Annotated in this window: 28 protein-coding genes and 1 tRNA gene; 6 read left to right on the forward strand and 23 right to left on the reverse strand. The window is 59.0% G+C overall.

The annotated features are described in order from the left end of the window. Positions 1 to 17: 17 nt before the first annotated feature. From sctL to HX793_RS04645, 14 genes are all read right to left on the reverse strand, one after another. Entirely contained in the window at positions 18 to 611 is a 594-nt protein-coding gene (gene sctL, locus HX793_RS04580) for a type III secretion system stator protein SctL (RefSeq protein WP_177050377.1), read from the reverse strand. 11 nt (positions 612 to 622) lie between these two features. After that, positions 623 to 1,192, reverse strand: a complete 570-nt coding sequence (locus HX793_RS04585) for a type III secretion protein (RefSeq protein WP_256354432.1) — start codon at positions 1,190 to 1,192, stop codon at positions 623 to 625. Beyond that, positions 1,182 to 1,982 (reverse strand): type III secretion system inner membrane ring lipoprotein SctJ, encoded by an 801-nt coding sequence (gene sctJ, locus HX793_RS04590; RefSeq protein ID WP_177050375.1) that lies wholly within the window; start codon positions 1,980 to 1,982, stop codon positions 1,182 to 1,184. Before sctJ ends, HX793_RS04585 begins: the two co-directional genes overlap by 11 nt. A 5-nt stretch (positions 1,983 to 1,987) precedes the next feature. Further along, the gene (locus HX793_RS04595) at positions 1,988 to 2,353 is read right to left on the reverse strand and encodes an EscI/YscI/HrpB family type III secretion system inner rod protein (RefSeq protein WP_177050373.1); all 366 of its coding nucleotides are present in this window, start codon (positions 2,351 to 2,353) and stop codon (positions 1,988 to 1,990) included. 115 nt (positions 2,354 to 2,468) lie between these two features. Next, the gene (locus HX793_RS04600) at positions 2,469 to 2,669 is read right to left on the reverse strand and encodes a hypothetical protein (RefSeq protein WP_016977082.1); all 201 of its coding nucleotides are present in this window, start codon (positions 2,667 to 2,669) and stop codon (positions 2,469 to 2,471) included. A gap of 261 nt (positions 2,670 to 2,930) precedes the next feature. Then, positions 2,931 to 3,854 carry a sigma 54-interacting transcriptional regulator gene (locus HX793_RS04605; RefSeq protein WP_016977081.1) on the reverse strand — a complete coding sequence of 308 codons (924 nt, stop codon included), beginning with the start codon at positions 3,852 to 3,854 and terminating at the stop codon, positions 2,931 to 2,933. A 311-nt stretch (positions 3,855 to 4,165) separates the two neighbouring features. Then, a complete protein-coding gene (ychF, locus tag HX793_RS04610) occupies positions 4,166 to 5,266 on the reverse strand; it encodes a redox-regulated ATPase YchF (protein ID WP_003171595.1) in 1,101 nt (366 codons plus the stop codon). A 21-nt stretch (positions 5,267 to 5,287) separates the two neighbouring features. Continuing rightward, entirely contained in the window at positions 5,288 to 5,872 is a 585-nt protein-coding gene (gene pth / locus HX793_RS04615; protein WP_016977080.1) for an aminoacyl-tRNA hydrolase, read from the reverse strand. A gap of 168 nt (positions 5,873 to 6,040) precedes the next feature. Beyond that, complete coding sequence (locus HX793_RS04620; RefSeq protein ID WP_016977079.1) at positions 6,041 to 6,637, reverse strand: 50S ribosomal protein L25/general stress protein Ctc; 597 nt, start codon at positions 6,635 to 6,637, stop codon at positions 6,041 to 6,043. 137 nt (positions 6,638 to 6,774) lie between these two features. Next, positions 6,775 to 7,716 (reverse strand): ribose-phosphate pyrophosphokinase, encoded by a 942-nt coding sequence (locus HX793_RS04625; protein ID WP_003171603.1) that lies wholly within the window; start codon positions 7,714 to 7,716, stop codon positions 6,775 to 6,777. Between the two features lie 45 nt (positions 7,717 to 7,761). Continuing rightward, positions 7,762 to 7,836: transfer RNA gene (locus HX793_RS04630), tRNA-Gln, on the reverse strand. A gap of 36 nt (positions 7,837 to 7,872) precedes the next feature. Next, the gene (gene ispE / locus HX793_RS04635; RefSeq protein ID WP_218168599.1) at positions 7,873 to 8,676 is read right to left on the reverse strand and encodes a 4-(cytidine 5'-diphospho)-2-C-methyl-D-erythritol kinase; all 804 of its coding nucleotides are present in this window, start codon (positions 8,674 to 8,676) and stop codon (positions 7,873 to 7,875) included. A gap of 49 nt (positions 8,677 to 8,725) precedes the next feature. Next, the gene (lolB, locus tag HX793_RS04640; RefSeq protein WP_177058703.1) at positions 8,726 to 9,343 is read right to left on the reverse strand and encodes a lipoprotein insertase outer membrane protein LolB; all 618 of its coding nucleotides are present in this window, start codon (positions 9,341 to 9,343) and stop codon (positions 8,726 to 8,728) included. A 4-nt stretch (positions 9,344 to 9,347) separates the two neighbouring features. Continuing rightward, positions 9,348 to 11,072, reverse strand: a complete 1,725-nt coding sequence (locus HX793_RS04645; protein WP_177050372.1) for a tetratricopeptide repeat protein — start codon at positions 11,070 to 11,072, stop codon at positions 9,348 to 9,350. Positions 11,073 to 11,254: 182 nt separating this feature from the next. Between HX793_RS04645 and hemA the strand changes: the two genes are divergently transcribed. The 6 genes from hemA to HX793_RS04675 all read left to right on the forward strand — a co-directional run bounded on the left by hemA (position 11,255) and on the right by HX793_RS04675 (position 16,621). Then, positions 11,255 to 12,544 carry a glutamyl-tRNA reductase gene (gene hemA / locus HX793_RS04650; RefSeq protein WP_016977075.1) on the forward strand — a complete coding sequence of 430 codons (1,290 nt, stop codon included), beginning with the start codon at positions 11,255 to 11,257 and terminating at the stop codon, positions 12,542 to 12,544. Beyond that, a complete protein-coding gene (gene prfA, locus HX793_RS04655; protein WP_061435246.1) occupies positions 12,541 to 13,623 on the forward strand; it encodes a peptide chain release factor 1 in 1,083 nt (360 codons plus the stop codon). Before hemA ends, prfA begins: the two co-directional genes overlap by 4 nt. Beyond that, positions 13,624 to 14,454 (forward strand): peptide chain release factor N(5)-glutamine methyltransferase, encoded by an 831-nt coding sequence (gene prmC / locus HX793_RS04660; protein WP_177050369.1) that lies wholly within the window; start codon positions 13,624 to 13,626, stop codon positions 14,452 to 14,454. Then, a complete protein-coding gene (locus HX793_RS04665; RefSeq protein WP_177095021.1) occupies positions 14,448 to 15,203 on the forward strand; it encodes a molybdopterin-synthase adenylyltransferase MoeB in 756 nt (251 codons plus the stop codon). The genes prmC and HX793_RS04665 overlap by 7 nt, the downstream gene beginning before the upstream one ends. Next, positions 15,196 to 15,990 (forward strand): glutamate racemase, encoded by a 795-nt coding sequence (gene murI, locus HX793_RS04670; protein WP_177095019.1) that lies wholly within the window; start codon positions 15,196 to 15,198, stop codon positions 15,988 to 15,990. Before HX793_RS04665 ends, murI begins: the two co-directional genes overlap by 8 nt. A gap of 112 nt (positions 15,991 to 16,102) precedes the next feature. Continuing rightward, on the forward strand, positions 16,103 to 16,621 hold the full coding sequence (locus HX793_RS04675; RefSeq protein ID WP_177002320.1) for an acyloxyacyl hydrolase: 519 nt from the start codon (positions 16,103 to 16,105) through the stop codon (positions 16,619 to 16,621). A gap of 113 nt (positions 16,622 to 16,734) precedes the next feature. Here the strand turns inward: HX793_RS04675 and HX793_RS04680 are convergent, their stop codons facing one another. Genes HX793_RS04680 through HX793_RS04720 form a run of 9 tightly spaced genes read right to left on the reverse strand, consistent with a single transcriptional unit; the run spans position 16,735 to position 24,444 of the window. Continuing rightward, complete coding sequence (locus HX793_RS04680; RefSeq protein ID WP_016977069.1) at positions 16,735 to 17,040, reverse strand: YkgJ family cysteine cluster protein; 306 nt, start codon at positions 17,038 to 17,040, stop codon at positions 16,735 to 16,737. A gap of 54 nt (positions 17,041 to 17,094) precedes the next feature. Then, positions 17,095 to 17,574 carry a DUF2878 domain-containing protein gene (locus HX793_RS04685; protein WP_177050366.1) on the reverse strand — a complete coding sequence of 160 codons (480 nt, stop codon included), beginning with the start codon at positions 17,572 to 17,574 and terminating at the stop codon, positions 17,095 to 17,097. Beyond that, positions 17,567 to 18,838, reverse strand: coding sequence for an SAM-dependent methyltransferase (locus HX793_RS04690; protein WP_177050365.1), 1,272 nt, complete (start codon positions 18,836 to 18,838; stop codon positions 17,567 to 17,569). The genes HX793_RS04685 and HX793_RS04690 overlap by 8 nt, the downstream gene beginning before the upstream one ends. Further along, positions 18,825 to 19,634, reverse strand: coding sequence for a DUF1365 domain-containing protein (locus tag HX793_RS04695; protein WP_177095017.1), 810 nt, complete (start codon positions 19,632 to 19,634; stop codon positions 18,825 to 18,827). Before HX793_RS04695 ends, HX793_RS04690 begins: the two co-directional genes overlap by 14 nt. Beyond that, positions 19,631 to 20,878, reverse strand: coding sequence for an NAD(P)/FAD-dependent oxidoreductase (locus HX793_RS04700; protein ID WP_177050363.1), 1,248 nt, complete (start codon positions 20,876 to 20,878; stop codon positions 19,631 to 19,633). Before HX793_RS04700 ends, HX793_RS04695 begins: the two co-directional genes overlap by 4 nt. Continuing rightward, positions 20,875 to 21,657 (reverse strand): SDR family NAD(P)-dependent oxidoreductase, encoded by a 783-nt coding sequence (locus HX793_RS04705; protein ID WP_016977064.1) that lies wholly within the window; start codon positions 21,655 to 21,657, stop codon positions 20,875 to 20,877. The genes HX793_RS04700 and HX793_RS04705 overlap by 4 nt, the downstream gene beginning before the upstream one ends. Next, positions 21,654 to 22,076, reverse strand: a complete 423-nt coding sequence (locus HX793_RS04710; RefSeq protein ID WP_177050362.1) for a nuclear transport factor 2 family protein — start codon at positions 22,074 to 22,076, stop codon at positions 21,654 to 21,656. Before HX793_RS04710 ends, HX793_RS04705 begins: the two co-directional genes overlap by 4 nt. Further along, complete coding sequence (gene phrB / locus HX793_RS04715) at positions 22,069 to 23,514, reverse strand: deoxyribodipyrimidine photo-lyase (protein WP_016977062.1); 1,446 nt, start codon at positions 23,512 to 23,514, stop codon at positions 22,069 to 22,071. The genes HX793_RS04710 and phrB overlap by 8 nt, the downstream gene beginning before the upstream one ends. Beyond that, a complete protein-coding gene (locus HX793_RS04720) occupies positions 23,515 to 24,444 on the reverse strand; it encodes a MerR family transcriptional regulator (protein ID WP_177095015.1) in 930 nt (309 codons plus the stop codon).

The raw sequence follows: 24,444 nt of genomic DNA on the forward strand, positions 1-24,444 counted from the left end.
TTGTAAAGGGTGGGCGGCTAAACGTTTAGCCAATACTCTTTGTTGTTAGTGAAGAAACTCTCGAGCATTGAGTTCCAGTTGATGCGAAAGTCACCTTCGTCAGTTTTCAATACGAGTGTCTGATGGGGAACCGCCTCATCGGCGTGGAGCTTCCAGATTGAGACGTGATGATTGACCAGGCACTGCTTCATTTCTTCAAGATCATAGGGGTGGCACAGCAGTGTGGCGTCGGCTACCTGGACTTGGCTGGCGAGCAATTGTTTGCAAAGAGCCGCCAGTCTCTGGTGAGGCACGGTCTCGTCCAGCAGGCAGCGAATTGCCTGGTGGGTGATTGAGGTTGCATAGTGCTCCAGGCTTTCGCACATCGCTTGACGGTCGTGATCCCATCGTTTGAGTAGGGTGTCTGCCCGCTGCCATATCTCTAGTGAGGCTTTTTCCAACAGTGCTTCGCACTCTTTTTCTGCCTGCCGTATCAACTCATCAACCTGAGCATTGGCGCGGATCAAGAGCTGGTTGGCCTGCTCCCAGTCTGCGAGTTCTTCGCGAGGGATCAGCCGGCGTGACAAAGCCGCGGGACCTTTGAGCAGCTCAATAGTGCGTCGACATAGCATCGTTGATTTCCTTACCCATTCGAGTCAGGCGGTACGTTATCGTTGGCCATTTTCGTGATGCGCCAGACAACGGCTTGCCAGAGCGTATTCAATTGACTGTTTACACTCGGGATCGAACCCTTGCTCTCTACTTCCCGCACGCGTTCGCGGGGGAAGCGCAATCGGAGTCGTTGCCACGTAGCTGCGTCCACCCAGCTATGGAGCAGTTGTAACGGGTCGGTATCGGATGCCAGCATCGCGGGGGGAAGTGTCTTGGATAAACGCAAACACCAAAGATGATGACTTTCGCTCAACGTCGAGGCTGCTTGCGGGTGAAAAGTATTGTGTATCAAGACCAGCGCCAAACCGAGTTGCTCCTTCGTGGCCAAGGCCAGGCGAAGGACGGTGAGGTTAGGCATCGGTGGCAAACAGGCTGCAACGCCCAAGAGGTTATGAGGTGCCAACCACCCGCTGCGATAAAGCGTATCCATTGCAGGATATTCGTCGCCTCTCCAGTCATCGTGGGCGTAACTCCAGGGAGACGCCCACCATTGACTCCAGGCCAGATGTTCACCTGTTGGCTGATCAGACTCAGGCGTCATGGGCTGGACCTATCGATGGGGTCGCTAGAGGCGTGTCTTCCCTAAGCCGTTGGCGCCGAGTGCGCAATGCCACTCCCCCAGCCAAGGCTGCGACCAGGCCGAGCAGAAAAACGGTCACGCTGGTTCGCCAGAATCCAAGGTCCTCGGCGGACACCAGAAACGGGCCGAAGTACACCAGGCGTTGCTGCTCCTGGTAGGTCGTGGCCGGCACGAATATCACGGTCAGCTTTTGTGGGTTGTCCACTGCGGCAGTCATGCCCGGGATGCTGCTCGCCACCATTCGGCGCACCCGTGCGCGGATATTGTCGGGGTCAAGGCGTGGATCATGTTTGATAAATACTGACGCAGAGGCTGGTTGGACAGGCTCCCCGGGTGCGATGCGTTCCGGCAGTACTACGTGCACACGGGCGACGATCACTCCGTCAATATTGGACAAGGTGGCCTCAAGCTCCTGCGACAAGGCATAGATGTAGCGTGCCCGTTCTTCCAGGGGAGTGGAGATCACACCTTCCTTGCGAAACGTGTCGCCCAGGGTGGTCCGAGCGACTTTTGGCAGACCCGCGGCTTCCAGTGTACGTACGGCACGCCCGATATCGGTTGCATTGACCGCCACCACCACGCCATCTTTCGCCGGGACTTTCTGCGCACGAATATGTTTGTCCGCCAACTCCGCGATGACCTCATTGGCCTCTTGCTCGGAAAGCTGGCGATGAAGTTCGACCCGCTCGCTGCAACCGCTCAACATAAGGGTCGCGGTCAGAAGGAGTGTGATAGGCAGGAAGGTATTCATGGCCACTACTGCAGGTTACTGATTTTGTCGATGGATTGAGTTGCCTTGGCGAGGCTTTTGACGAGCAATTGAGAGGTCAGAACCACGTTGGATAATTCGCGTGGGTATTGTCTGAAATCGTCGGGGTCGGCACCCTTGTTTGTAGATTTGAGTGCTCGTACCAAGCGACTTTCCTTGGACTTCAGTTGTTGAGCGGCCTCTGTCAGCATCATGGGTGAATGAGGGGCCGAGCTGACGCCGTTTGGCTTTGACTGCTCTAACATTGAAGAGAAAAAGCCTGCATCCGTGTTGGATGTCGATTCATCCTGAGTTGCAGTGTTGCTTTGGAGCGCACGGTGCTGTGCTGAAAAGTCATATTCTTTTATCTGCATATAGGGCCTTCGATGCTTGGCAGGGAAACAGCGTTCGAGTGGATGCCGACGTCGAGAGTTGCTATTCAGCGACTTGGAGCGCCTCCCCGATAAATGGATCGGAGAGGCACTTGTGTTATCGGACTTCTTTAGCTGCGGCGTATTTGTTGGTGATTTGCTTTGCTTTCAAGCTCAGTTCAAAGCCCTCCCGGGCAATGGCTTCTGCTTTACCGAGCAGATCGTCGCCGCCGCTACCTCCGCCGCTCCCGCCAGCTTGAGAGCCTGCCGAAAGGCTTTGGGTGCTGTTGTTACCGATACCGCCAATTCCACCTATCATAATGAAACTCCAGTTTTTTTCGTTCGGACGTAGATGTGTATGCCATGGGTGAAGTTGGAAATTTTCTGCAACTAAACTTGGCTATGTTTATGTGGTGGGTGGTGGGAAAGCGTTCCGCATGTGTCCGGATTGTTCGTTTCTAAATGTTAAATTTCGAGTTGTGCGGTTTGTAATGATGTTCTGATGGCTACCTGTGTATGAGTGTTGAGGTGTTTTGCCTACTCATAAGGTTGTAGGTGGCAGGTTGTAGAAACGCTAGGTTCAAGGAATAGATATATTCAGTTGTTTCATCCGGTAATACAGTGTCCGCTTGGCGACCCGTAGCGCCAGCGCAGCACTGTCAACGCAATGGTCATGGCGATACAGAGACTCTTCGATCAACGCTTTTTCGATGTGTTGCAAGCGTGTCTTCAGGCTGATTCCACTCATCTGTTGGTCATCCACAGCGTTTGATAGCGGAGCCAGGCCCAATACGAAACGCTTGGCGGTCGAACGCAGTTCACGCACGTTACCGGGCCATGTATGGCACAAAAGCTGTTGTAACAAGCCCTCAGGCGGGCAGGGGGCAGGACAATTGAAGTGATCGGCTTCCTGGCGGATCATTTCAAGGAATAACGGGACGATGCGCTCGCGTCGATCACGCAACGCGGGAAGCTGGATGTTGACGACATTCAATCTAAAGTACAGGTCACGTCTGAAGGCCCCTTGCTCTACCATTTTATGCAACGCATGCTGTGCTGATGCGATGACTCGCATGTCTACCGGGATGAAACGGGTCGAGCCCAAGCGCTCCACTCCGCGAGACTCAAGCACCCGAAGCAGTTTGGCTTGCAGGACCAGTGGCATACTGTCGATCTCGTCGAGATAAAGAGTACCCAGGTGGGCTGCTTCGACAAAACCGGCCCGCGATTGCATGGCGCCGGTAAAAGCGCCGCTGTTGACGCCGAACAACTGGCTTTCCGCAAGGCTCTCCGGGATGGCCGCGCAGTTGACAGCAACAAAATTACCCCGCCGTCCCGACAGACGATGAACCCTTTGGGCCAAAGTATCCTTGCCCGTGCCGGTTTCTCCCAGTAATAAAATGTCAATATTGAGTGGCGCAGTTCTGGCAAGTGTATTTTCAGTGTCTTGGCCTTCGATGAATGAAATATCCATTTCAGTTTCCCTTTGGCAGATGGCCGACATCGAATGAGTACTCATTGTTGTGATTGCACCAATAAGTAAGTTGTAGGCAAGGGCTGGTCAATAGCGATTAAGTTATAAAAAGTATCAGCTAAAATTAAGGTGATTTTCGTCCGGTGATGTGTAGGAAAAGTTAAATTTATTCCTGGATTAAGTTGCTGCTATGTTATGTGTTCTTGTTTGGGTGTTGGATGTAGGAGTAATCAATATTGATCTGCGATTTTGATGTAAGCGTTTTTTTGCCTTACTGACACCCACAAAAAAGCCGATGCAGTGCATCGGCTTTTTTTGTTGGCAGAAACCGCGTGAAATACTTACACGTTGAAGCGGAAGTGCATCACATCGCCGTCTTTCACGATGTATTCCTTGCCTTCCAAGCGCCACTTACCGGCTTCCTTGGCACCGGCTTCACCCTTGAACTGGATGAAGTCGTTGTAGGCGATCACTTCGGCGCGAATAAAGCCTTTTTCGAAGTCGGTGTGGATCACGCCAGCAGCCTGTGGCGCGGTAGCTCCGACCTTGACGGTCCAGGCGCGGACTTCTTCAACACCGGCGGTGAAGTAGGTCTGCAGGTTGAGCATTTCGTAACCCGCGCGGATCACGCGGTTCAGGCCAGGCTCTTCCAGGCCCAGGGCCTCGAGGAACATGTCTTTTTCTTCGCCGTCATCCAACTCGGCAATTTCTGCTTCGATCTTGTTGCACACCGGAACCACGATCGCGCCTTCTTCGTCGGCGATGGCCTTGACCACGTCGAGCAGCGGGTTGTTCTCGAAGCCATCTTCGGCGACGTTGGCGATGTACATCACAGGCTTGGTGGTCAGCAGGTGGAAGCCCTTGATCACGGCCTTTTCGTCAGCGCCCATGTTCTTCATCAGGCTGCGTGCCGGCTTGCCTTCGGTGAAGTGAGCGATCAACTGCTCCAGCAGGCCTTTCTGGACCACGGCGTCCTTGTCGCCACCCTTGGCGTTGCGCGCGACTTTTTGCAGTTGCTTCTCGCAGCTGTCGAGGTCGGCGAAGATCAGTTCCAGGTCGATGATCTCGATGTCGCGTTTCGGGTCGACACTGTTGGAGACGTGAATCACGTTCTCGTCTTCAAAGCAGCGGACCACGTGGGCGATGGCATCGGTCTCGCGGATGTTGGCCAGGAACTTGTTGCCCAGGCCTTCACCTTTCGACGCGCCGGCAACCAGGCCAGCGATGTCGACGAACTCCATGGTGGTCGGCAGGATGCGTTTTGGATTGACGATGGCCGCCAAGGCGTCCAGGCGTGGATCCGGCATCGGCACGATACCGCTGTTGGGCTCGATGGTGCAGAAGGGGAAGTTCTCCGCCGCAATACCGGACTTGGTCAGGGCGTTGAACAGGGTGGATTTGCCGACGTTGGGCAGGCCGACGATGCCGCAATTGAATCCCATGGTGTTTCCCCTCGGTAAGAGTCAGGCCTTCTGGCTGTGCAGGTTTTTCATCGCGCGGTTCCATTCACCGGCGAAGATATCCGGCAGCACGCCGAGGGCAAAGTCGATGCTGGCATCGAGTTTTTCCTGTTCGGCGCGTGGCGCACGACCCAGGACGAAATTTGAAACCATACTGGCAACGCCTGGGTGGCCAATGCCGAGCCGCAGACGGTAGAAATTATTCTGATTGCCCAACTGCGCAATGATGTCGCGCAGGCCGTTGTGCCCGCCATGCCCGCCGCCCAGCTTGAGCTTGGCAACACCGGGTGGCAGGTCCAGTTCGTCATGGGCCACCAGGATTTCCTCGGGTTTGATCCGAAAGAAACCCGCAAGCGCCGCGACAGCCTGGCCGCTGCGGTTCATGTAGGTGGTGGGAATCAGCAGACGAACATCCTGACCCTGGTGCGAAAAGCGCCCGGTCAGGCCAAAATATTTGCGATCGGCCGCAAGGGTAACACCTTGGGCGTGGGCGATGCGCTCAACAAAAAGGGCCCCCGCGTTATGCCGGGTCTGTTCGTATTCGGCGCCTGGATTTCCCAGGCCAACGATCAGTTTAATGGCAGTCACGACAGGGGCCCTTCCTTTGGAGTTGTGGATAACATCGCCGCAACCAAGTGTGCGGCGAAAGTGGACGACAGAAGCTATTTACTCAAGAGTAAACGCCGCGTTATCGCCCGCTTTCTCGCTACGTTCCGGTCCGCGATGTTTCCTCAAGCTCCGGCAAGACAGAGTGAATTACTCTGCAGCGCCTTCTTCAGCTTCTGGAGCAACGCGTGGAGCGTGAACGTTGGCAACCGCTTTGTCATCACCGTGAGCCAGTGCAACAAACTCAACGCCTTTAGGGGCTTTGAGGTCGGACAGGTGGATGATTGCGCCAACTTCAGCAGCCGACAGGTCGACTTCGATGAACTCAGGCAGGTCTTTCGGCAGGCAGGTCACTTCGATTTCGTTCACAACGTGAGAAATCTCGCCGCCTTTCTTGATCGGTGCTTCTTCACCGATGAAGTGTACAGGCACGATAGCGGTCAGTTTCTGGCCGGCTACAACGCGAACGAAGTCAGCGTGCATGATGAACTGCTTGGACGGATGACGCTGCATCGCTTTAACGATGACGTTCTGCTTGGTGCCGTCGACGTTCAGCTCGATAACGTGGCTGTAGGCAGCTTCGTTTTCGAACAGCTTGGCGATTTCCTTGGCCAGGATGGTCACGGATTCAGCAGCTTTGTTACCACCGTATACAACGGCTGGGATGTTGGCGGCGTGACGCAGGCGGCGGCTCGCACCTTTCCCCAGGTCAGTACGCGCTTGAGCGTTCAGAGTAAAGTCAGTCATTTTGTATCTCCAAAATAGCCATCATCGAGGGGCGTTTGCGACCAGCGCCGTACTCGACATGGGCAAAAAAGCCCCGCCCCAACAGAATGTCGGGGCGGGGCGCTTTTCGTCAGTGGGATGTGCCGAAGGTGTGACCCTTAGCGGAACATCGCGCTGATCGATTCTTCATTGCTGATGCGGCGGACCGCCTCGGCAACGACCGGTGCGATATCCAGTTGACGGATACGCGCACAGGCTTGAGCAGCGGCGGACAATGGGATGGTGTTAGTCACCACCAGTTCGTCCAGCACGGAATTCTCGATGTTCTCGATCGCTCGGCCCGACAGCACAGGGTGTGTGCAGTAGGCGAAGACTTTAGCCGCACCGTGCTCTTTCAAGGCTTTCGCCGCGTGGCACAGGGTGCCGGCGGTGTCGACCATGTCATCAACCAGAATACAGGTACGCCCTTCGACATCACCGATGATATGCATCACTTCAGAGTGATTGGCTTTCTCACGGCGTTTGTCGATGATCCCGAGGTCCACGCCCAGGGATTTGGCAACAGCCCGTGCACGCACGACGCCACCAATGTCCGGGGACACGATCATCAGGTTTTCAAAGCGCTGGTCTTCGATGTCATCCACCAGTACGGGGGAGCCGTAGATGTTATCTACCGGAATATCGAAGAACCCCTGGATTTGGTCAGCGTGCAGGTCAACCGTGAGAACACGGTCGATACCTACCACGGTCAGCATGTCAGCGACGACTTTCGCGCTGATAGCCACACGTGCGGAACGCGGACGGCGATCCTGACGGGCATAACCAAAGTAAGGGATTACAGCTGTGATTCGAGTCGCTGAGGAGCGGCGGAAGGCATCAGCCATCACGACGAGTTCCATCAGGTTATCGTTGGTCGGAGCGCAAGTCGGCTGAATAATGAAGACGTCTTTACCGCGAACGTTTTCATTGATCTCGGCTGTAATTTCGCCGTCGGAAAATTTACCGACAGAGATGTCACCGAGAGGGATATGCAGCTGACGTACGACACGCCGAGCCAGATCGGGGTTAGCATTCCCCGTAAAGACCATCATCTTGGACACGCGCAGTACCTAGAGGCTGAGGGTAACCTGGATGAGTATAGAAAATGGCAGGGGCGGCTGGATTCGAACCAACGCATGGCAGGATCAAAACCTGCTGCCTTACCGCTTGGCGACGCCCCTGTATCTGTTGCAACGAGTGCCTAACACTCGGTTCCTTTAGAGCAGACTTTGCAGCTTGCGATGCAACATCGAAACGTTGCTTCCCTTTGCTACAAACCCTGTAAGGGTCTCTGTAAGAAGGGCCGAGACTTTATCAGCTTCAGCTTTGCTTGGGAAGCCCCCAAACACACAACTTCCAGTTCCGGTTAATTTTGCTTCGGTAAATTTACCTAACAAATTCAAAGCGTTACGTACCTCTGGATAACGCCTTGCTACAACCGGTAAGCAGTCATTTCGACTGTTTCCCTTGGGAACGGGGCGCACTTTAATGGGAGAAGAGTTACGTGTCAACAACGGATCTGAAAAAATTTCTGCTGTACTTACAGATACTTGCGGCACAAGCACGACATACCAAGGCTCCTCGGGGTATTCCGGGCTGAGTTTCTCCCCCACGCCCTCGGCGAAAGCCGCGTGCCCACGCACGAAAACCGGGACGTCGGCGCCCAGTGTCAGGCCCAGCGCGGCCAGGCGATCATCGTCCCAACCCAGTTGCCACAAGTGATTCAGGCCCAGCAATGTGGTCGCGGCATTCGAGCTGCCGCCACCGATACCACCGCCCATGGGCAAGATCTTATCGATCCAGATGTCGATGCCGAGCCGGCAACCGGATTGTTCCTGAAGTTTTTTCGCCGCCTTCACGATCAGGTTGCTGTCGTGAGGCACACCTTCGAATTCCGTATGCAGCTTGATCACGCCATCGTCGCGCACGGCGAAGGTCAGTTCATCGCCGTAGTCGAGAAATTGAAACAGCGTCTGCAGTTCGTGGTAGCCATCTTCACGGCGACCGAGGATGTGCAGCATCAGATTGAGTTTTGCCGGGGAGGGTAGGGTCAAGGTTTGTACAGTCACGTTATTGCCCCAGTTTGCGCGGTTGCCAGTCCTTGATCACTAAGGTGACGTCAAGGTCGGGGCCGTGCAGCTTGATGCGCTCAGGCAGCGAATATCCGCTTTGCTCTACGTAACTCAAATACTCGACCTGCCAGCCATCCTGTTCCAGCGTGGCCAGGCGGCTGTCGCCATTGAGGCTCAGACGACTCTTGCTGTCGGGTGCGGGAAGGCCGCGTACCCACCAGACCAGATGAGACACCGGCAGCTTCCAGCCAATCTGCTCTTCCAGCAGCGCTTCCGGCGAGGTCGCTTCATAACGCCCTTGATTGGCCACTTCGAGGCTGACTTGCCCCGGGCGACCGGTCAGGCGTGCCGCGCCACGGCCCAGCGGGCCGGACAGGCGGATATCGTAGTAATCCTGGCGTTGCAGCCAGAACAAGGTGCCGCTTCCGGAATCCTTCGGCGCGCGAACCCCGACTTTGCCTTCGATTTGCCAGCCGTCGATGCTGCTGAGCTGATCTTTGTGCTGCTTCCATTGCGCCGGGTTGCCCTGACCTTCAACGGATTCACGGGCGCCGAAACCCGCGCAACCGGCGAGCAAGGCGATGAAGCTAAAAATAACAACGTGGCGCAAGAACATAAGCTTAAAGGGTCTCGGATCCGGTCAGGCGCTTGATGGTGCCGCGCAGGATGGGGCTTTCAGGTTGTTCCTTGAGGAATTTTTCCCAGATCTGGCGTGCTTCGCGCTGTTTGCCATTGGCCCACAGCACTTCGCCCAGGTGAGCGGCGACTTCCTGGTCGGGGAAGCGCTCCAGCGCTTGGCGCAGCAAGCGTTCGGCTTCGTCCAGGTTGCCCAGGCGGTAATTCACCCAACCGAGGCTGTCGAGTACGGCCGGGTCTTCCGGGTTGAGCTTGTGGGCTTGTTCGATCAACACCTTGGCTTCGTCATAACGCGTTGTGCGGTCGGACAAGGTGTAACCCAAGGCGTTGAGGGCCATGGCGTTATCGGGGTCGCGCTTGATGATCAGGCGCAGGTCTTTTTCCATTTGCGCCAGGTCATTGCGTTTTTCCGCCTGCATGGCGCGGGTATACAGCAGGTTCAAATCGTCGGGGAATTGCAACAAGGCTTGTTGCAGCAGTTTCCAGGCACGTTCACCCTGATTGTTGGCCGACAAGGTCTCAGCCTGGATCAGGTACAGCTGGATCGCATAGTCCGGCTCGGCATCGCGCGCCGCGGCCAGGCGTTTTTCCGCCTCGTCGGTGCGACCGTTGCTCATCAGGATGTCGGCCTGGCGCAACTGGGCAGGCAGGTAGTCATTACCAGGGCCGACTTGGGCGTATTCGAGCAGGGCGGCCTGCGGGTCGCTGCGCTCCTCGGCGATACGGCCAAGGTTCAGGTGCGCCGAATCCACATGGCTTTCGCGCTGGATCAGCTCTTCCAGGTAACCCTTGGCCTCGTCCCAGGCTTTGGCTTCCAGGCACACCAGTGCCAGGGAGTAGCGCAATTCGTCATCGTCAGGGTATTGCTGGACCAGGCTGGCGAACTGCACTTTGGCGTCCTCCATGCGGTCCTGCTCGACCAGCATGCGCGCGTAGGTCAGGCGCAGGCGCTTGTCTTCCGGATACTTCTTGATGCTTTTTTCCAGCAGCGGAATCGCTTCCTTGCCACGATTGAGGTTCTGCAGCAGGCGCGCGCGCAGCAGGATCGGGGCGATTTCGCCTTCTTCCGGCGGATTCTGCTCCAGCAGCTTCAGCGCTGCATCGGCTTCGTCATCCTGTTGCAGCAGCAAGGCCTTGCCGAAAATCAGTTGGCTGTTCTTCGGGTGTTTTTGCAGCAGGCGGTCGAAGCTCTTCATTAAACCATTGCGCGTGTCCTGGTCAGTGTCGGCCGCCGACAGCGCGAGAAAGTCGAAATGCGTGTCGCCCTTGCCCTGGAGGACCTTCTCCATATAGACCATGGAGTCGTCATAGCGCCCGGCGCGTGCCAACTGAACGGCCGCCGCCCGCTGGGCTTCCAGGTCGTCCGGTGCGTTCTTCGCCCAGATCAGCGAAGAGTCCAGCGCAGCCTGGTCGGCGCCCAGGTACTCGGCGATGCGGAACGCGCGCTCGGAAATCCCCGGATCCTGAGTGTTGATGGCCTGGGTCACGTAGTTATCCAGGGCAATGTCGAAACGGTTGCGCTGGCCGGCGAGTTCCGCGGTCAGCAGGCTGAACACCGTTTCTTCACTGAACGAGGAATAAACCTTGGGCTTTTCAGGGGCGGGGGTGCTGTCTTCCACCGGCGGCGTACCGTCCGGCGACACGGGGGCCATGGCCTGGCAGCCGCTGAGGAAGACAAAAGCAAGGAGCAACGCGGAAGATCTATTCATATAGGAAGAGGACGACTAACCTGCGGTCGGATCATCATGACACAAGCCTTCGGCCAAACATAACCGAGTCTCAATGGGTGCCTTTATAGACACAAGGCATTAGGACAATAGCTTACGGTGGTTGTTCTGAATCTTTCGAAGTAGGACAATTGTCGGCTTCCCGACATCATCAGCGATATTGAATGGCCTTCCTCGCACTCGGTATTAACCACAAGACTGCCTCCGTAGACGTGCGCGAGCGCGTGGCGTTTACGCCAGAGCAGTTGGTTGAGGCCCTGCAGCAGCTCTGCCGGCTCACCGACAGTCGCGAAGCTGCGATCCTTTCGACCTGCAATCGCAGCGAGCTTTATATAGAGCAGGAACATCTTTCAGCGGATGTGGTGCTGCGCTGGCTGGCCGATTACCACCATTTGAGCCTCGACGACCTGCGCGCGAGCGCTTATGTGCACGAAGAGGATGCGGCAGTTCGTCACATGATGCGTGTGGCATCCGGTCTCGATTCGCTGGTGCTGGGTGAGCCGCAGATCCTCGGCCAGATGAAATCCGCCTACGCCGTGGCGCGTGAGGCCGGCACCGTCGGCCCGCTGCTGGGCCGGCTGTTCCAGGCGACGTTCAATTCCGCCAAGCAGGTCCGCACCGACACCGCCATTGGCGAAAACCCGGTGTCCGTGGCGTTTGCGGCCGTCAGCCTGGCCAAACAGATTTTCAGTGACTTGCAACGCAGCCAGGCCCTGCTGATCGGCGCCGGTGAGACCATCACCCTGGTCGCCCGTCACCTGCACGATCTGGGCGTGAAGCGCATTGTTGTCGCCAACCGCACTCTGGAGCGCGCGAGCATCCTTGCCGAGCAGTTCGGCGCGCACGCCGTATTGCTGGCAGATATCCCGGCCGAACTGGTGCGCAGCGATATCGTCATCAGCTCCACTGCCAGCCAGTTGCCGATTCTTGGCAAGGGCGCGGTCGAGAGCGCCTTGAAGCTGCGCAAGCACAAACCGATCTTTATGGTGGATATCGCCGTTCCTCGGGATATCGAACCCGAAGTCGGCGAGTTGGACGACGTTTACCTCTATAGCGTCGACGATCTGCACGAAGTGGTCGCCGAAAACCTCAAGAGCCGTCAGGGTGCCGCCCAGGCTGCAGAAGAGATGGTCAGCACCGGTGCCGAAGATTTCATGGTGCGCCTGCGTGAATTGGCGGCGGTGGATGTGCTCAAGGCGTATCGTCAGCAGGGCGAACGCCTGCGCGACGAGGAGTTGATCAAGGCCCAGCGCTTGCTGGCCAACGGCAGCAGTGCCGAAGAAGTGTTGATGCAACTGGCGCGTGGTCTTACCAACAAGTTGCTCCACGCGCCCAGCGTACAATTGAAAAAGCTTACCGCCGAAGGCCGCCTCGATGCGCTGGCCATGGCCCAGGAACTCTTTGCCCTCGGTGAGGGCGCGTCAGATAGCTCTTCGGATAAAAAACCGCAATGAAAGCGTCACTGCTCAATAAACTGGACGTGCTCCAGGATCGTTTCGAAGAACTGACCGCCCTGCTCGGCGATGGCGAAGTCATCTCTGATCAGGCCAAATTCCGTACGTATTCCAAGGAATACGCGGAAGTTGAGCCGATTGTGACCACCTATGGGCAGTGGCTTAAAACCCAGGCCGACCTTGAAGGCGCCCAGGCGCTGCTCAAGGACAGCGACCCGGACATGCGTGAAATGGCCGTGGAAGAAGTCCGCGAAGCCAAGGACAAGCTGGCTGCGCTGGAAGGTGACCTGCAACGCATGCTGCTGCCGAAGGACCCGAACGACGGGCGCAACGTATTCCTCGAAATCCGTGCTGGCACCGGCGGCGACGAAGCGGCGATCTTCTCCGGCGATCTGTTCCGCATGTATTCGCGGTACGCCGAACGTCGCGGTTGGCGCGTAGAAATCCTGTCCGAGAACGAAGGCGAGCACGGCGGCTATAAAGAAGTCATCGCGCGGGTTGAAGGCGATAACGTCTACGGCAAGCTCAAGTTCGAGTCCGGCGCACACCGCGTACAACGCGTGCCGGCGACCGAGTCCCAGGGCCGAATCCATACGTCCGCCTGCACCGTGGCCGTGCTGCCCGAGCCGGACGAGCAGGAAGCCATCGAGATCAACCCGGCCGATTTGCGCGTCGACACCTACCGCTCGTCGGGCGCTGGCGGTCAGCACGTCAACAAGACCGACTCCGCCATCCGCATCACTCACTTGCCGTCGGGCATCGTGGTGGAGTGCCAGGAAGAGCGTTCCCAGCACAAGAACCGTGCGCGGGCCATGTCCTGGCTGTCAGCCAAGCTCAACGACCAGCAGACCAGCGCCGCCGCCAACGCGATTGCCAGCGAGCGCAAACTGTTGGTCGGCTCGGGCGACCGCTCCGAGCGCATCCGCACCTACAACTTTGCCCAGGGCCGGGTCACCGACCACCGCGTCAACCTCACGCTTTACTCCCTGGACGAGATTCTCGCCGGTGGCGTAGACGCCGTGATCGAGCCATTGCTCGCCGAATACCAGGCGGATCAACTCGCGGCGATAGGTGAATAAATGACCATCATCGCCAGCCTGCTGCGCGCCGCTGACCTTCCGGATTCGCCTACTGCGCGTCTGGATGCCGAATTGTTGCTGGCGGCGGCCCTGGGCAAGTCGCGCAGCTACTTGCACACCTGGCCCGAGAAAATCGTCACCAGTGAAGACGCGCTGACTTTTGCCGGCTACCTGCAACGTCGTCGTGGCGGTGAGCCGGTGGCGTATATCCTCGGCCAGCAGGGTTTCTGGAAGCTGGACCTGGAGGTCGCGCCCCACACGCTAATCCCGCGTCCGGACACTGAATTGCTGGTGGAAGCTGCCTTGGAATTGTTACCGGCCACGCCCGCCAAGGTTCTCGACCTGGGTACCGGCAGCGGTGCCATCGCCCTGGCCCTGGCCAGCGAGCGCCCGGCCTGGCACGTCACCGCCGTCGACCGTGTGCTGGAAGCGGTGGCCTTGGCCGAGCGCAATCGTCAAAGGCTTCACCTTGATAACGCGACGGTGCTGAACAGCCATTGGTTCAGCGCGTTGCAAGGTCATACCTATGACCTGATCATCAGCAATCCGCCGTACATTGCTGCCAACGATCCGCATCTGGTAGCAGGCGATGTACGCTTTGAACCGGCCAGCGCATTGGTGGCTGGCCATGATGGTCTGGACGACTTGCGCTTGATCATCAAAGAAGCCCCTTCTTATCTGAATGCGGGTGGCCGGCTGCTGTTGGAGCATGGCTACGACCAGGCTCCGGCTGTGCGCGACCTGCTGTTGAGTGAAGGTTTTGAAGAGGTTCACAGCCGCATCGACCTCGGCGGCCACGAGCGCATCACCCTGGGGCGCCGGCCGTGCTGACCGATCAGGAGCTGTTGCGCTATAGCCGACAGATTCTGTTGCAACATGTCGACATTGACGGCCAATTGCGCCTGAAAAACGGCCGTGCCTTGATCGTCGGCCTCGGTGGCCTGGGCGCGCCCGTTGCGCTGTACCTGGCGGCGGCGGGCGTGGGCGAACTGCATCTGGCGGACTTCGACACTGTCGACCTGACCAACCTGCAACGCCAGATCATCCACGACACTGACAGTGTCGGGCAGACAAAGGTCGACTCGGCCCTGCGCCGCCTGGCCGCCATCAACCCCGAGATCAAACTGATCGCCCATCGCTCCGCGCTGGATGCCGACACACTGGCAGCAGCGGTCGAAGCGGTGGACGTGGTGCTTGATTGCAGCGACAACTTCTCCACCCGCGAAGCGGTCAACGCGGCTTGCGTCGCGGCCGGCAAACCTTTGATCAGCGGTGCGGCGATTCGCCTGGAAGGGCAACTGTCGGTGTTCGACCCGCGCCGTGAAGAGAGCCCGTGCTACCACTGTTTATACGGGCACGGCAGCGACACCGACCTCACCTGCAGCGAAGCCGGCGTGGTCGGCCCGCTGGTGGGGGTGGTCGGTAGCCTGCAAGCGTTGGAAGCCTTGAAACTGCTGGCTGGTTTCGGTGAGCCGCTGGTGGGCCGCCTGTTGCTTATCGATGCCTTGACCACACGCTTTCGCGAGTTGCGCGTCAAACGTGACCCCGGTTGCAGCGTGTGCGGGACGCAACATGGATAAGGGCGCGCCGATCGGTGTGTTCGACTCCGGTATCGGCGGATTGACCGTGCTGGACGAAATTCAGCAACTGTTGCCCCACGAACCATTGCTGTATGTGGCCGATTGCGGGCACATCCCCTACGGCGAGAAAAGCCCGGCATTTATCCTTGAGCGCTCGCGGCGGGTGGCGGCGTTTTTCCGGGAGCAGGGCGTCAAGGCGTTCGTGATTGCCTGTAATACCGCCACCGTCGCCGCTGTTGCCGACCTGCGCCTGGACTATCCTGATTGGCCGCTGGTGGGCATGGAGCCCGCCGTCAAGCCCGCAGCCGCCGCGACTCGCAGTGGCGTCGTCGGGGTGCTTGCCACCACCGGCACGCTGCAAAGCGCCAAGTTCGCCGCGTTGCTCGACCGTTTCGCTACCGATGTGAAGGTCGTGACCCAGCCGTGCCCGGGTCTGGTTGAACTGATTGAAAGCGGTGACCTGAACAGCCCAGCCCTGCGCCAGATGTTGCAGGGTTACATCGAACCGCTGCTCAGCGCCGGCTGCGACACCATCATTCTTGGTTGCACCCACTATCCCTTCCTCAAGCCACTCCTGGCGCAGATGCTGCCCCCCAGCATCATTCTCATCGACACCGGCGCCGCCGTGGCCCGTCAGCTCAAGCGTCTGCTGGGCGAGCGCGACCTGCTGGCCGCCGGCAATCTTGAACCCGCGCAGTTCTGGACCAGTGGCGATGTGTATCACCTAAGAAATATCCTACCGACACTATGGAAATATCCGGGCGTTGTGCGAAGCTTCGCTTCGTGAAAAATTCGTGAAATACCGGCGTTATAAGCTGGAACTTCTGACTACACGCCAGCTTCTATAGCGAGATTGCCTGTAAAAAATCCTATAACTTCGTTTGGAAAGGATGTTTCTTATGAAGCGCTTGTTCTGTTTGGCCGCGATTGCGGCCGTTGTAGTGGGGCACTCTGTTTCGGCGCAGGCCGCTGGCCTGGAGTTCGGTGTGGGGAGCACCAGCGATTCGACCATGACCTATCGGCTGGGGCTGACCTCGGACTGGGACAAAAGCTGGTGGCAGAGCGATACCGGTCGATTGACCGGCTACTGGAGCGGCGCCTACACCTATTGGGACGGTGACAAGCGCTCCAGCGTCAGCAGCCTGTCGTTCTCGCCGGTCTTTGTGTACGAGTTTGCGGGGGAGAAGGTCAAGCCGTACATCGAAGCCGGGATTGGCGTGGCGGTGTTCTCGCGCACCAAAGTGGAAGACAACAACATCGGCCAGGCCTTCCAGTTCGAAGACCGTTTGGGTTTCGGCCTGCGCTTCGCAGGCGGACATGAAGTGGGCATTCGTGCCACGCATTATTCCAACGCGGGCATCAGCAGCAACAACGACGGGGTAGAGAGTTACTCGGTGCACTACACCCTACCGCTCTAAACACACCTCTCACTGTAGGAGCCGGCTTGCCGGCGATGCAGACATCACGGTCTATCAGTGACACCGAGATGATGCTATCGCCGGCAAGCCGGCTCCTACAGGATGTCGTTCAATCAGCGGTAGGCCGTAGCGATCCCTTCGCGCTCGGTCAGGCACTCCGGCGCCCCCATCTCGAACTCCCGGCAGATCAGCGGCCGTCGCTCATAGATCGTGCACATCATCGTGTCCCGGTCCAGCGCTGCGCACCAGCCGTCGTCCAGGCGCAGCATCACTTCGCCGCCCCAGTCATCGGTGTCGATATAGCGTTCCGGCACCCCGGTGTCGGTGATCAGCATGACTTCCAGCTGGCAGCAGCAAGCCGCGCAGGTCGAGCAGGTGACCGCGGGTTCGGTGATTTGGGTGTGGGGGATGTTGGTCATAGGCGCGCAGTGTAAGGCAAGCGGGTGACGCAGGTGTGAAACGACTGACAGACGTCAGCGCGCCAGCCGGTGCAGGCCTACAAACACCGCCGCCCACAGCAGCGCCAGTAAGGCCATCGTGGATGTCAGGCCGAAACCGAACTGCACGCCGGCCAACTGGCTACCGGCATAGTAAGAGAGCGGGCCGCCTACTGCGCCAAGTAAAGCCGCACGCCACCACGGGCGCGCGCTCCAGGCCAGGCAATGGCGTAACGTGGTCGCCAGCAACGCCCATAACAGGATCAGCCAGAGGGGAATCAGCGGGCCCGGCTCAGTGAAATGAAACACGCCCAGCGTGCGCAGTGCCGTATCAAGCAGTGTGCCAAATGCCGTCACGCTGAGGATCAGCCTGCCGTCTTCAGCCCAAGAACTTATCCACAGCAGATGAACGGCGAGTACGGCCAGCCCTACCAGTAGCCACACGCTGTCACCGCCGAGTACACACGCAAACCAACCGCACTGAAACAGCACGGCATTGGCCAACGTCTTAAGCACTGAAGCGTCCGAGCAGCGGCGGGTTGATCGCGGACGGCTTGGCCAGCAGCAATTGCGCGGTGCCGATGGTGCGTTCCATAAAACCACCTTCGCAGTAGCACAGGTAAAACTCCCACAGCCGCAGGAAGTATTCGTCGTAGCCCAACTCAGCAAGGCGGCCGTGGGCGCGGCGAAAGTTTTCATGCCACAGGCGCAAGGTCCGTGCGTAATGCAGGCCGAAGTCTTCCATGTGCAGCAGGTTCATATCGGTGTCGCGGCTGACGACCTGTAGCATCTTTTGCACGCAGGGCAGGGCGCCGCCCGGAAAGATGTAGCGCTGGATAAAGTCGACGTTGGTTTTCGCTTGTTCGTAGCGCTGGTCGCGAATGGTGATGGCTTGCAGCAGCATCAAGCCGTCGCTCTTGAGCAGGTGCGCGCACTGTTTAAAGTAGGTTGGCAGAAAGCGATGGCCCACCGCCTCGATCATCTCAATCGACACCAACTTGTCGTACTGGCCAGTAAGGTCACGGTAATCCTGCAACAGCAGCGTGACCTGATCTTGCAAGCCCAGGGCGGCGATGCGTTTTTCGGTGTAGGCGAACTGCTCCTTGGACAGGGTCGTGGTGGTGACTTTGCAGCCATAATGTTGCGCGGCGTACAGCGCCATACTGCCCCAGCCGGTGCCGATTTCCAGCAGGTGATCGCTGGGCTTGAGCGCCAACTTCTGGCAGATGCGTTCCAGTTTGTTCAGTTGCGCCTGTTCCAAAGTGTCGTCGGCGGTCAGGAATTGCGCCGCCGAGTACATCATGGTCGGGTCGAGGAATTCCTCGAACAGGTCATTGCCCAGGTCGTAGTGGGCGGCGATGTTCTTCTGCGAGCCCTTGCGCGTATTGCGGTTGAGCCAGTGCAGGCCCTGGGTGAAGGGACGTGCCAGGCGTGCCAGGCCGCCTTCCATCGCATCGAGTACGTCGAGGTTGCTGACCATCACGCGAACCACTGCCGTGAGGTCCGGGCTGCTCCAGTAACCGTGGATAAACGCCTCACCAGCGCCGATGGAACCGTTGGCTGCCACCAGGCCCCACACGGCCGAATCGAGGATCTGGATTTCGCCCAGCAGGTGCGCTTCGCGTGCGCCGAAGACTTGCCGCTCGCCGTCTTCGATCATTACCAACTGACCATGGCGCAATTGGCTGAGTTGACGCAGCACGGCCTTGCGCAGCAGCGCGGCGGTCATGCCGTTGACGTTCAGGCGATGGGTCTTGACCGATAAACTAGGGGATTTCATGGCGGCGATCCTTGGTGTACCCGACTGCAGTGCGAGAGGCGCCATCGGCGGCCCGGTGGGAAAAAATCGGTGTGCGTTTGAGCAACAGGCGCAAGGCCTGCCAGTAGATCGCGAGGCAGGTCTTGGCGGTCATCCACGGAAAGCGCCATAGGTAGCGGTGCAGGCTGGCGCGGTTCAGCGTCTCTTTCTGCAGGCTCAAGGTGGCGTCGAAGACTTTCAATTCGCCCTGCCAGTCGGCCATGTGCACGCCGAGTTTGGCGGCGGGCGGGCTGAAGCTCATGCGGTATTCCAAGTCGCGCGGCAAGAACGGCGACACATGGAAGGCCTTGGCCACGGCGAAATGCTGGTATTCATCCGCGCCCAAAGCCTGGGCCGGCAGCACGTAGTGATAACGCTCGCGCCACGGGGTGTTGGTCACTTCACACAGGATCGCCGCCAGACGTCCGTCGGACTCGAAGCAGTAGAAGAAACTCACGGGGTTAAAAGCCAGGCCCCAACTGCGGGCCTGGGTCAGTAGGCAGATAACGCCCTGGGGTGTACGCCCCAGTGCCTTGCCGACTTCCTGGCGCACGGCATCGCTCAAGCTGATGCCGGTGCACGTCAATTCACGCAGGTAGTCCTGCTGGCGAAAACCGAAGGGCGCCAGGCGGCTACGCCCGGCCAGGGGCGAAAGGCCAAGCACTTCGTGTTCTTCGCTCAAATCCAGGTACAGCAGGCCGATGCGGTAGCGAAAGGCGTGGGCCTTGGGCGCAAACCGGCGATGGGCAATCCAGCCGCTGTACAAGGCGCTGTTCACAGGGTTTCCCCAAAGGCTTGGGCCACGCGCAGGGCACTGACCACGCCGTCTTCGTGAAAACCGTTGGCCCAGTAGGCGCCGCAATAAAAGGTATTGCGCACGCCGGATATTTCTTCCCAGCGGCCCTGGGCCGCCACCGCCGCCAGGCTGTATTGCGGGTGGGCGTAGGTGTAGCGGGCAAGCACCTTCAGCGGGTTGATCATCGGCGTCTGGTTGAGGCTGACGCAAAAGGTGGTGGCGCTGTCGATGCCTTGCAGGATGTTCATGTCATAGGTCACCGCCGCCTGCTTCTGCGCAGTGCCGCTGAGCCGGTAGTTCCAGCTGGCCCAGGCCAGTTTGCGATCGGGCAGCAGGCGAGTGTCGGTGTGCAGCACCACGTCGTTGTCGGCGTAGGGCAGGGCACTCAGGATGTCTTGTTCGGCCTGGCTCGGGTCGGCCAATAACGCCAGGGCCTGGTCGCTGTGACAGGCGAACACCACGCGATCGAATGCCTCGCTGCCGGCCGGGCTGTGGATAACCACGCCGTCGTCGCTGCGCTCGACGTTATGCACAGGGCAATTGAGGCGGATCTGTTCACGAAAGCTGCGGGTCAGCGGTTCGATGTAACGGCTGGACCCCCCCTCGATCACGCACCATTGTGGGCGGTTGCTCACCGACAGCAAACCGTGGTTCTTGAAGAAACGCACGAAGAACTGCAAGGGAAAACCCAGCATGTCGGCCAGCGACATCGACCAGATCGCCGCGCCCATCGGTACGATGTAATGGCGGATAAACCGCTCGCCGTAACCGTTGGCGTCGAGGTAGTCGCCCAGAGTCATTTCGGCGCTGATGCGTTGCTCCTGCAAGTCCAGTGGCGCCTGGCGATTGAAGCGCAAGATATCGCGCAGCATGCCCCAGAATCCCGGCGACAAAATGTTGCGACGCTGGGCAAACAAGCTGTTGAAGTTATTGCCGTTGTATTCGAACCGAGTGTGCTCGTCGCACACCGAAAAGCTCATCTCGGTAGGTTTGAACGTCACCCCGATCTGCCCCAACAGGCGGATGAAGTTGGGGTACGTCCAGTCGTTGAATACGATGAAGCCCGTGTCCACCGCATAGCTTTGGCCCTCGACGGTCACGTTGACCGTGTGGGTATGCCCGCCGATGCGGTCGCCCGCTTCGAACAGCGTGATCTCATGCCGGCGGCTGAGCAGGTAGGCGCTGGTCAGCCCTGCGATGCCGCTGCCGATGATGGCGATCTTCACTGGTCGTCCTTCTTCGGCGGCTGGCTGCGCAACATGCGCTTGCCGATGACCAATTGTGCGCGGTTCGGCAGTTTCGACAGTGGCCAGAGAGCGGCGATGAACAATGCGGGAAAGGCAATTTCCAGCGGACGCTTTTCCAGTTTATTGAAGATATGTTTGGCGGCTTTGTCCGCGGGCCAACTGAGTGGCATCGGGAAGTCATTGCGTTCGGTCAACGGCGTGTCGACAAAGCCCGGGCTGATCACCGTGACGTCGATATTTTCCGACGCCAGGCTGATGCGCAAGGATTCGAACAGGTAGCGCAGGCCGGCCTTCGACGCACCGTAGGCTTCGGCGCGGGGCATCGGCAGGTAGGTCACGGCGCTGGCGACACCCACCAAGTGCGGCGTTTGCCCGGCGCGTAACAACGGAAGGGCGGCTTCGATGCAATAACTGCTGGCCAGCAGGTTGGTGCGCACCACGTGCTCGATGATGGACGAATCAAACTGCCGCGCGTCCACGTACTCACAGGTGCCGGCATTGAGGATCACGGTGTCCAGCGAACCCCAGACCACCCCGATATGTTCGCCGATCTCGCGCACGGTCTGACTGTTGGTCAGATCGCCCGCGACTACCAGCACTTGGCCGGGATAACGTTGGGCGAGCGCTTCCAAAGGCCCTTTGGTGCGCGAACTCAGCGCTACATGGGCGCCGCTGTTGAGCAACTCCACGGCCAGCGCGGCACCGATGCCACTGCTGGCGCCAGTCAGCCAATAACGGCGGGGCGATGTACTGCTCATCCCATTCTCCTTTTCAGCCAACTGATGACGCGGCCCAGTACGGGCAGGTGTTCGTACAGCAGGGCACCGGCATCGAAGTAATCCCGATGGCGGTACACCTTGTCACGCCACATCAGGTGCGAGCAGCCTTCCACGCGGATGACCTTGCCGCCTGCCAGGCGCGGGTGGCAGAAACTCATTTTCCAGCGCAGGTAACCTTCGCCTTCGGCCACCTGGTCGAAGCCGTGGAAGTCGAAGCGCAGTTGGCTGACGTTGCTGTACAGCTCTGCGAAGTAACGGTGCATGGCGGGCAGTCCGTGGACTTCGTGCAGCGGATCGGCAAAGGCGATGTCCGGGCTGTACAGGCTGTCGAGCAAATGCAGGTTGTGTTTGTCCAGCGTGGCAAAGGCCTGGGCGAAGCGGCGCAGGAAGTCACTCATGTTCGCCCCCGACAGCTTGGCGCGAAGGCAGGCTGCGGAAGGCGGCCAGGGCGCGTTCGCGGGACTTCTTCAGGTCGACAATCGAACGCGGGTAGTCGGCCACGCCAAACAAACCGCCGACGGCTTCGGGGTTGTGCACTTCTTTCTTATTCAGTGCGGCCAACTCCGGCAGCCAGTGCTTGATGAAAATGCCCTCGCTGTCGAATTTCTCCGACTGGCTCAACGGGCTGAAAATCCGGAAGTACGGTGCCGAGTCGGTGCCGGTGGATGAGCTCCACTGCCAGCCGCCGTTATTGGCGGCGAGATCGCCATCGATCAGGTGGCGCATGAAGAAGCGCTCGCCTTCGCGCCAGTCGATCAGCAGGTTCTTGGTCAGGAACATCGCCACCACCATGCGCAGGCGGTTGTGCATCCAGCCGGTTTCCAGCAGTTGGCGCATGGCCGCGTCGATGATCGGCAGGCCGGTGCGCGCTTCCTGCCAGGCGGCGAGGTCCTTCGGCGCATTGCGCCAAGCCACGGCTTCGGTTTCGGGGCGGAAAGCGCGGTGACGGGAAACCCGTGGGTAACCCACCAGGATATGTTTGTAGAACTCGCGCCAGAGCAGTTCGTTGATCCAGGTGATGGCGCCCATGTCACCACTTTCGAACTCGCCGCCGTTGGTTTGCAGCGCGGCATGCAGGCACTGGCGCGGCGAAACCACACCCGCCGCGAGGTAGGCGGAGAGCTGGCTGGTGCCGGGCTTGGCGGGGAAGTCGCGCTCATCCTTGTAGTAGCTGATTTGCTGGTCGGCGAAGGCGTCGAGGCGGCGCCGGGCTTCGTCTTCACCAGCAGGCCAGAGGGCGCGCAGTGCTTCGCTGGGTGGTTCGAAACCTTCGACCGTGTTCGGCACGGGATCGCTTTTGAGCTTGATCGGCGCCTGGGCCTTTGGTGCTGCGACCGTGCGCGGCAGAGCGCTGTGTAGGCGGGTGTAGCAAACCTTGCGGAACTGGCTGAACACCTGGAAATACGTGCCCGTCTTGGTCAACACGCTGCCGGGTTGGAAGAACAGTTGATCAAGGTAGCTGTGGAACGTCACGCCATCGGCTTCCAAGGCCTTGGACACCGCAGCGTCCCGGCGACTTTCGTGGATACCGTATTCCTCGTTGACGTGGACCGACTCCACCGACAGCTCGTGGCACAACGTGCTCAATACGTCGGGTGCCTGATCCCAAGTAGCCGCGGTGCGAATCAGCAGGGGAATGTTCAGCGCGCCCAGCGTCTTGCTCAGCTCTTGCAGGTTGCGCAGCCAGAAGTCCACTTTGCACGGCGCATCGTCATGGTCCAGCCATTGCTGCGGCGTGATCAGGTACACGGCCGCCAGCGGGCCTCGCTGGCTCGCGGCGGCCAGGGCGGTGTTGTCGTGTAGGCGCAGGTCGGTGCGCAGCCAGATCAAATGCATTTAAACGAGTCCACGCTGGATCAGTAGCTGGTGGGCCGACAACAGGTCTTCGGCGACGAACAAATCAGGAATGTCATGGGTTAATACGGTCAACTCGGCCTGGTGGATGCATACCGTTGGTCCGACCATCAATTTTGGGCAACTGACGCCACTCAAAAGTTTTGCGAAAGCCGACAGGTGGAGCGCCTTGCTCGAATACAGCAGCACCGCGCGCGGTTGCAGGTGTTCCACTGCCAGCGCCAGTTCACCAGCGGGCAGCGGCCAGTCAAATACTTCCACCGGGCAGTCGGCGCTGCTGGCGAGCCAGGCGCTGAGCCACAGGTGCGGCTCCAGGGGCAGGTCGGACTGGTTCACCAACAGCAACGGCGCGCCATGCAGCTGACGATTGTTGTGATAAATACGCGCACCAAACTTGCTGCGCAGCCAGGACAGAAAAAACACCCGCTCCATCTGCGCACCGAACTGGCCTTGCCAACGTTGTTCCAGCTCCTGCAACAGTGGCAACAACATCTGCTCGCACAGGGTTCGTGGCGGGTACAGCGCCATGGCTTGGTTGAAGGCGTCATCCACACGGCGTTCGGCCAATTCGCTGATGGCTTGAACAAGAGTCTGGCGCAAGGTGTGCCATTCGTTTTCCACGGCATCGGGAACGCTGAGGGCTGAGTCGATCAGGCCTTTGACCTGGCTCACCGGCACGCCGCGATTGAGCCAGGTGAGGATGGTGTGGATACGTTGCACATGTTCGGCGCTGAACAACCGATGACCTTTGGGCGTGCGTTGGGGCACGATCAGGCCATAACGGCGTTCCCAGGCGCGCAGGGTCACGGCGTTGACGCCGGTCTGGCGCGCCACCTCGCGGATCGGCAGCCAGCCGTCTTCGAGGGCTTGGGCGATGTCTTCGCCGGGTTCGTCTTGCAGGGCAGCTTTCAT

It is taken from the genome of Pseudomonas reactans, assembly GCF_013387025.1.
In the GTDB taxonomy this organism is placed as follows: Bacteria; Pseudomonadota; Gammaproteobacteria; order Pseudomonadales; family Pseudomonadaceae; genus Aquipseudomonas; species Aquipseudomonas reactans.

Excerpts from the sequence above, each read along its gene's own strand:
- sctL (WP_177050377.1), bottom strand. The coding sequence starts at position 611 with ATGCTATGTCGACGCACTATTGAGCTGCTCAAAGGTCCCGCGGCTTTG.
- HX793_RS04585 (WP_256354432.1), bottom strand. The coding sequence starts at position 1,192 with ATGACGCCTGAGTCTGATCAGCCAACAGGTGAACATCTGGCCTGGAGT.
- sctJ (WP_177050375.1), bottom strand. The coding sequence starts at position 1,982 with ATGAATACCTTCCTGCCTATCACACTCCTTCTGACCGCGACCCTTATG.
- HX793_RS04595 (WP_177050373.1), bottom strand. The coding sequence starts at position 2,353 with ATGCAGATAAAAGAATATGACTTTTCAGCACAGCACCGTGCGCTCCAA.
- HX793_RS04600 (WP_016977082.1), bottom strand. The coding sequence starts at position 2,669 with ATGATAGGTGGAATTGGCGGTATCGGTAACAACAGCACCCAAAGCCTT.
- HX793_RS04605 (WP_016977081.1), bottom strand. The coding sequence starts at position 3,854 with ATGTCGGCCATCTGCCAAAGGGAAACTGAAATGGATATTTCATTCATC.
- ychF (WP_003171595.1), bottom strand. The coding sequence starts at position 5,266 with ATGGGATTCAATTGCGGCATCGTCGGCCTGCCCAACGTCGGCAAATCC.
- HX793_RS04620 (WP_016977079.1), bottom strand. The coding sequence starts at position 6,637 with ATGACTGACTTTACTCTGAACGCTCAAGCGCGTACTGACCTGGGGAAA.
- ispE (WP_218168599.1), bottom strand. The coding sequence starts at position 8,676 with ATGCTGCACATCCTCGGTCGCCGTGAAGATGGCTACCACGAACTGCAG.
- lolB (WP_177058703.1), bottom strand. The coding sequence starts at position 9,343 with ATGTTCTTGCGCCACGTTGTTATTTTTAGCTTCATCGCCTTGCTCGCC.
- HX793_RS04645 (WP_177050372.1), bottom strand. The coding sequence starts at position 11,072 with ATGAATAGATCTTCCGCGTTGCTCCTTGCTTTTGTCTTCCTCAGCGGC.
- hemA (WP_016977075.1), top strand. The coding sequence starts at position 11,255 with ATGGCCTTCCTCGCACTCGGTATTAACCACAAGACTGCCTCCGTAGAC.
- prfA (WP_061435246.1), top strand. The coding sequence starts at position 12,541 with ATGAAAGCGTCACTGCTCAATAAACTGGACGTGCTCCAGGATCGTTTC.
- prmC (WP_177050369.1), top strand. The coding sequence starts at position 13,624 with ATGACCATCATCGCCAGCCTGCTGCGCGCCGCTGACCTTCCGGATTCG.
- murI (WP_177095019.1), top strand. The coding sequence starts at position 15,196 with ATGGATAAGGGCGCGCCGATCGGTGTGTTCGACTCCGGTATCGGCGGA.
- HX793_RS04675 (WP_177002320.1), top strand. The coding sequence starts at position 16,103 with ATGAAGCGCTTGTTCTGTTTGGCCGCGATTGCGGCCGTTGTAGTGGGG.
- HX793_RS04680 (WP_016977069.1), bottom strand. The coding sequence starts at position 17,040 with ATGACCAACATCCCCCACACCCAAATCACCGAACCCGCGGTCACCTGC.
- HX793_RS04690 (WP_177050365.1), bottom strand. The coding sequence starts at position 18,838 with ATGAAATCCCCTAGTTTATCGGTCAAGACCCATCGCCTGAACGTCAAC.
- HX793_RS04705 (WP_016977064.1), bottom strand. The coding sequence starts at position 21,657 with ATGAGCAGTACATCGCCCCGCCGTTATTGGCTGACTGGCGCCAGCAGT.
- HX793_RS04710 (WP_177050362.1), bottom strand. The coding sequence starts at position 22,076 with ATGAGTGACTTCCTGCGCCGCTTCGCCCAGGCCTTTGCCACGCTGGAC.
- phrB (WP_016977062.1), bottom strand. The coding sequence starts at position 23,514 with ATGCATTTGATCTGGCTGCGCACCGACCTGCGCCTACACGACAACACC.
- HX793_RS04720 (WP_177095015.1), bottom strand. The coding sequence starts at position 24,444 with ATGAAAGCTGCCCTGCAAGACGAACCCGGCGAAGACATCGCCCAAGCC.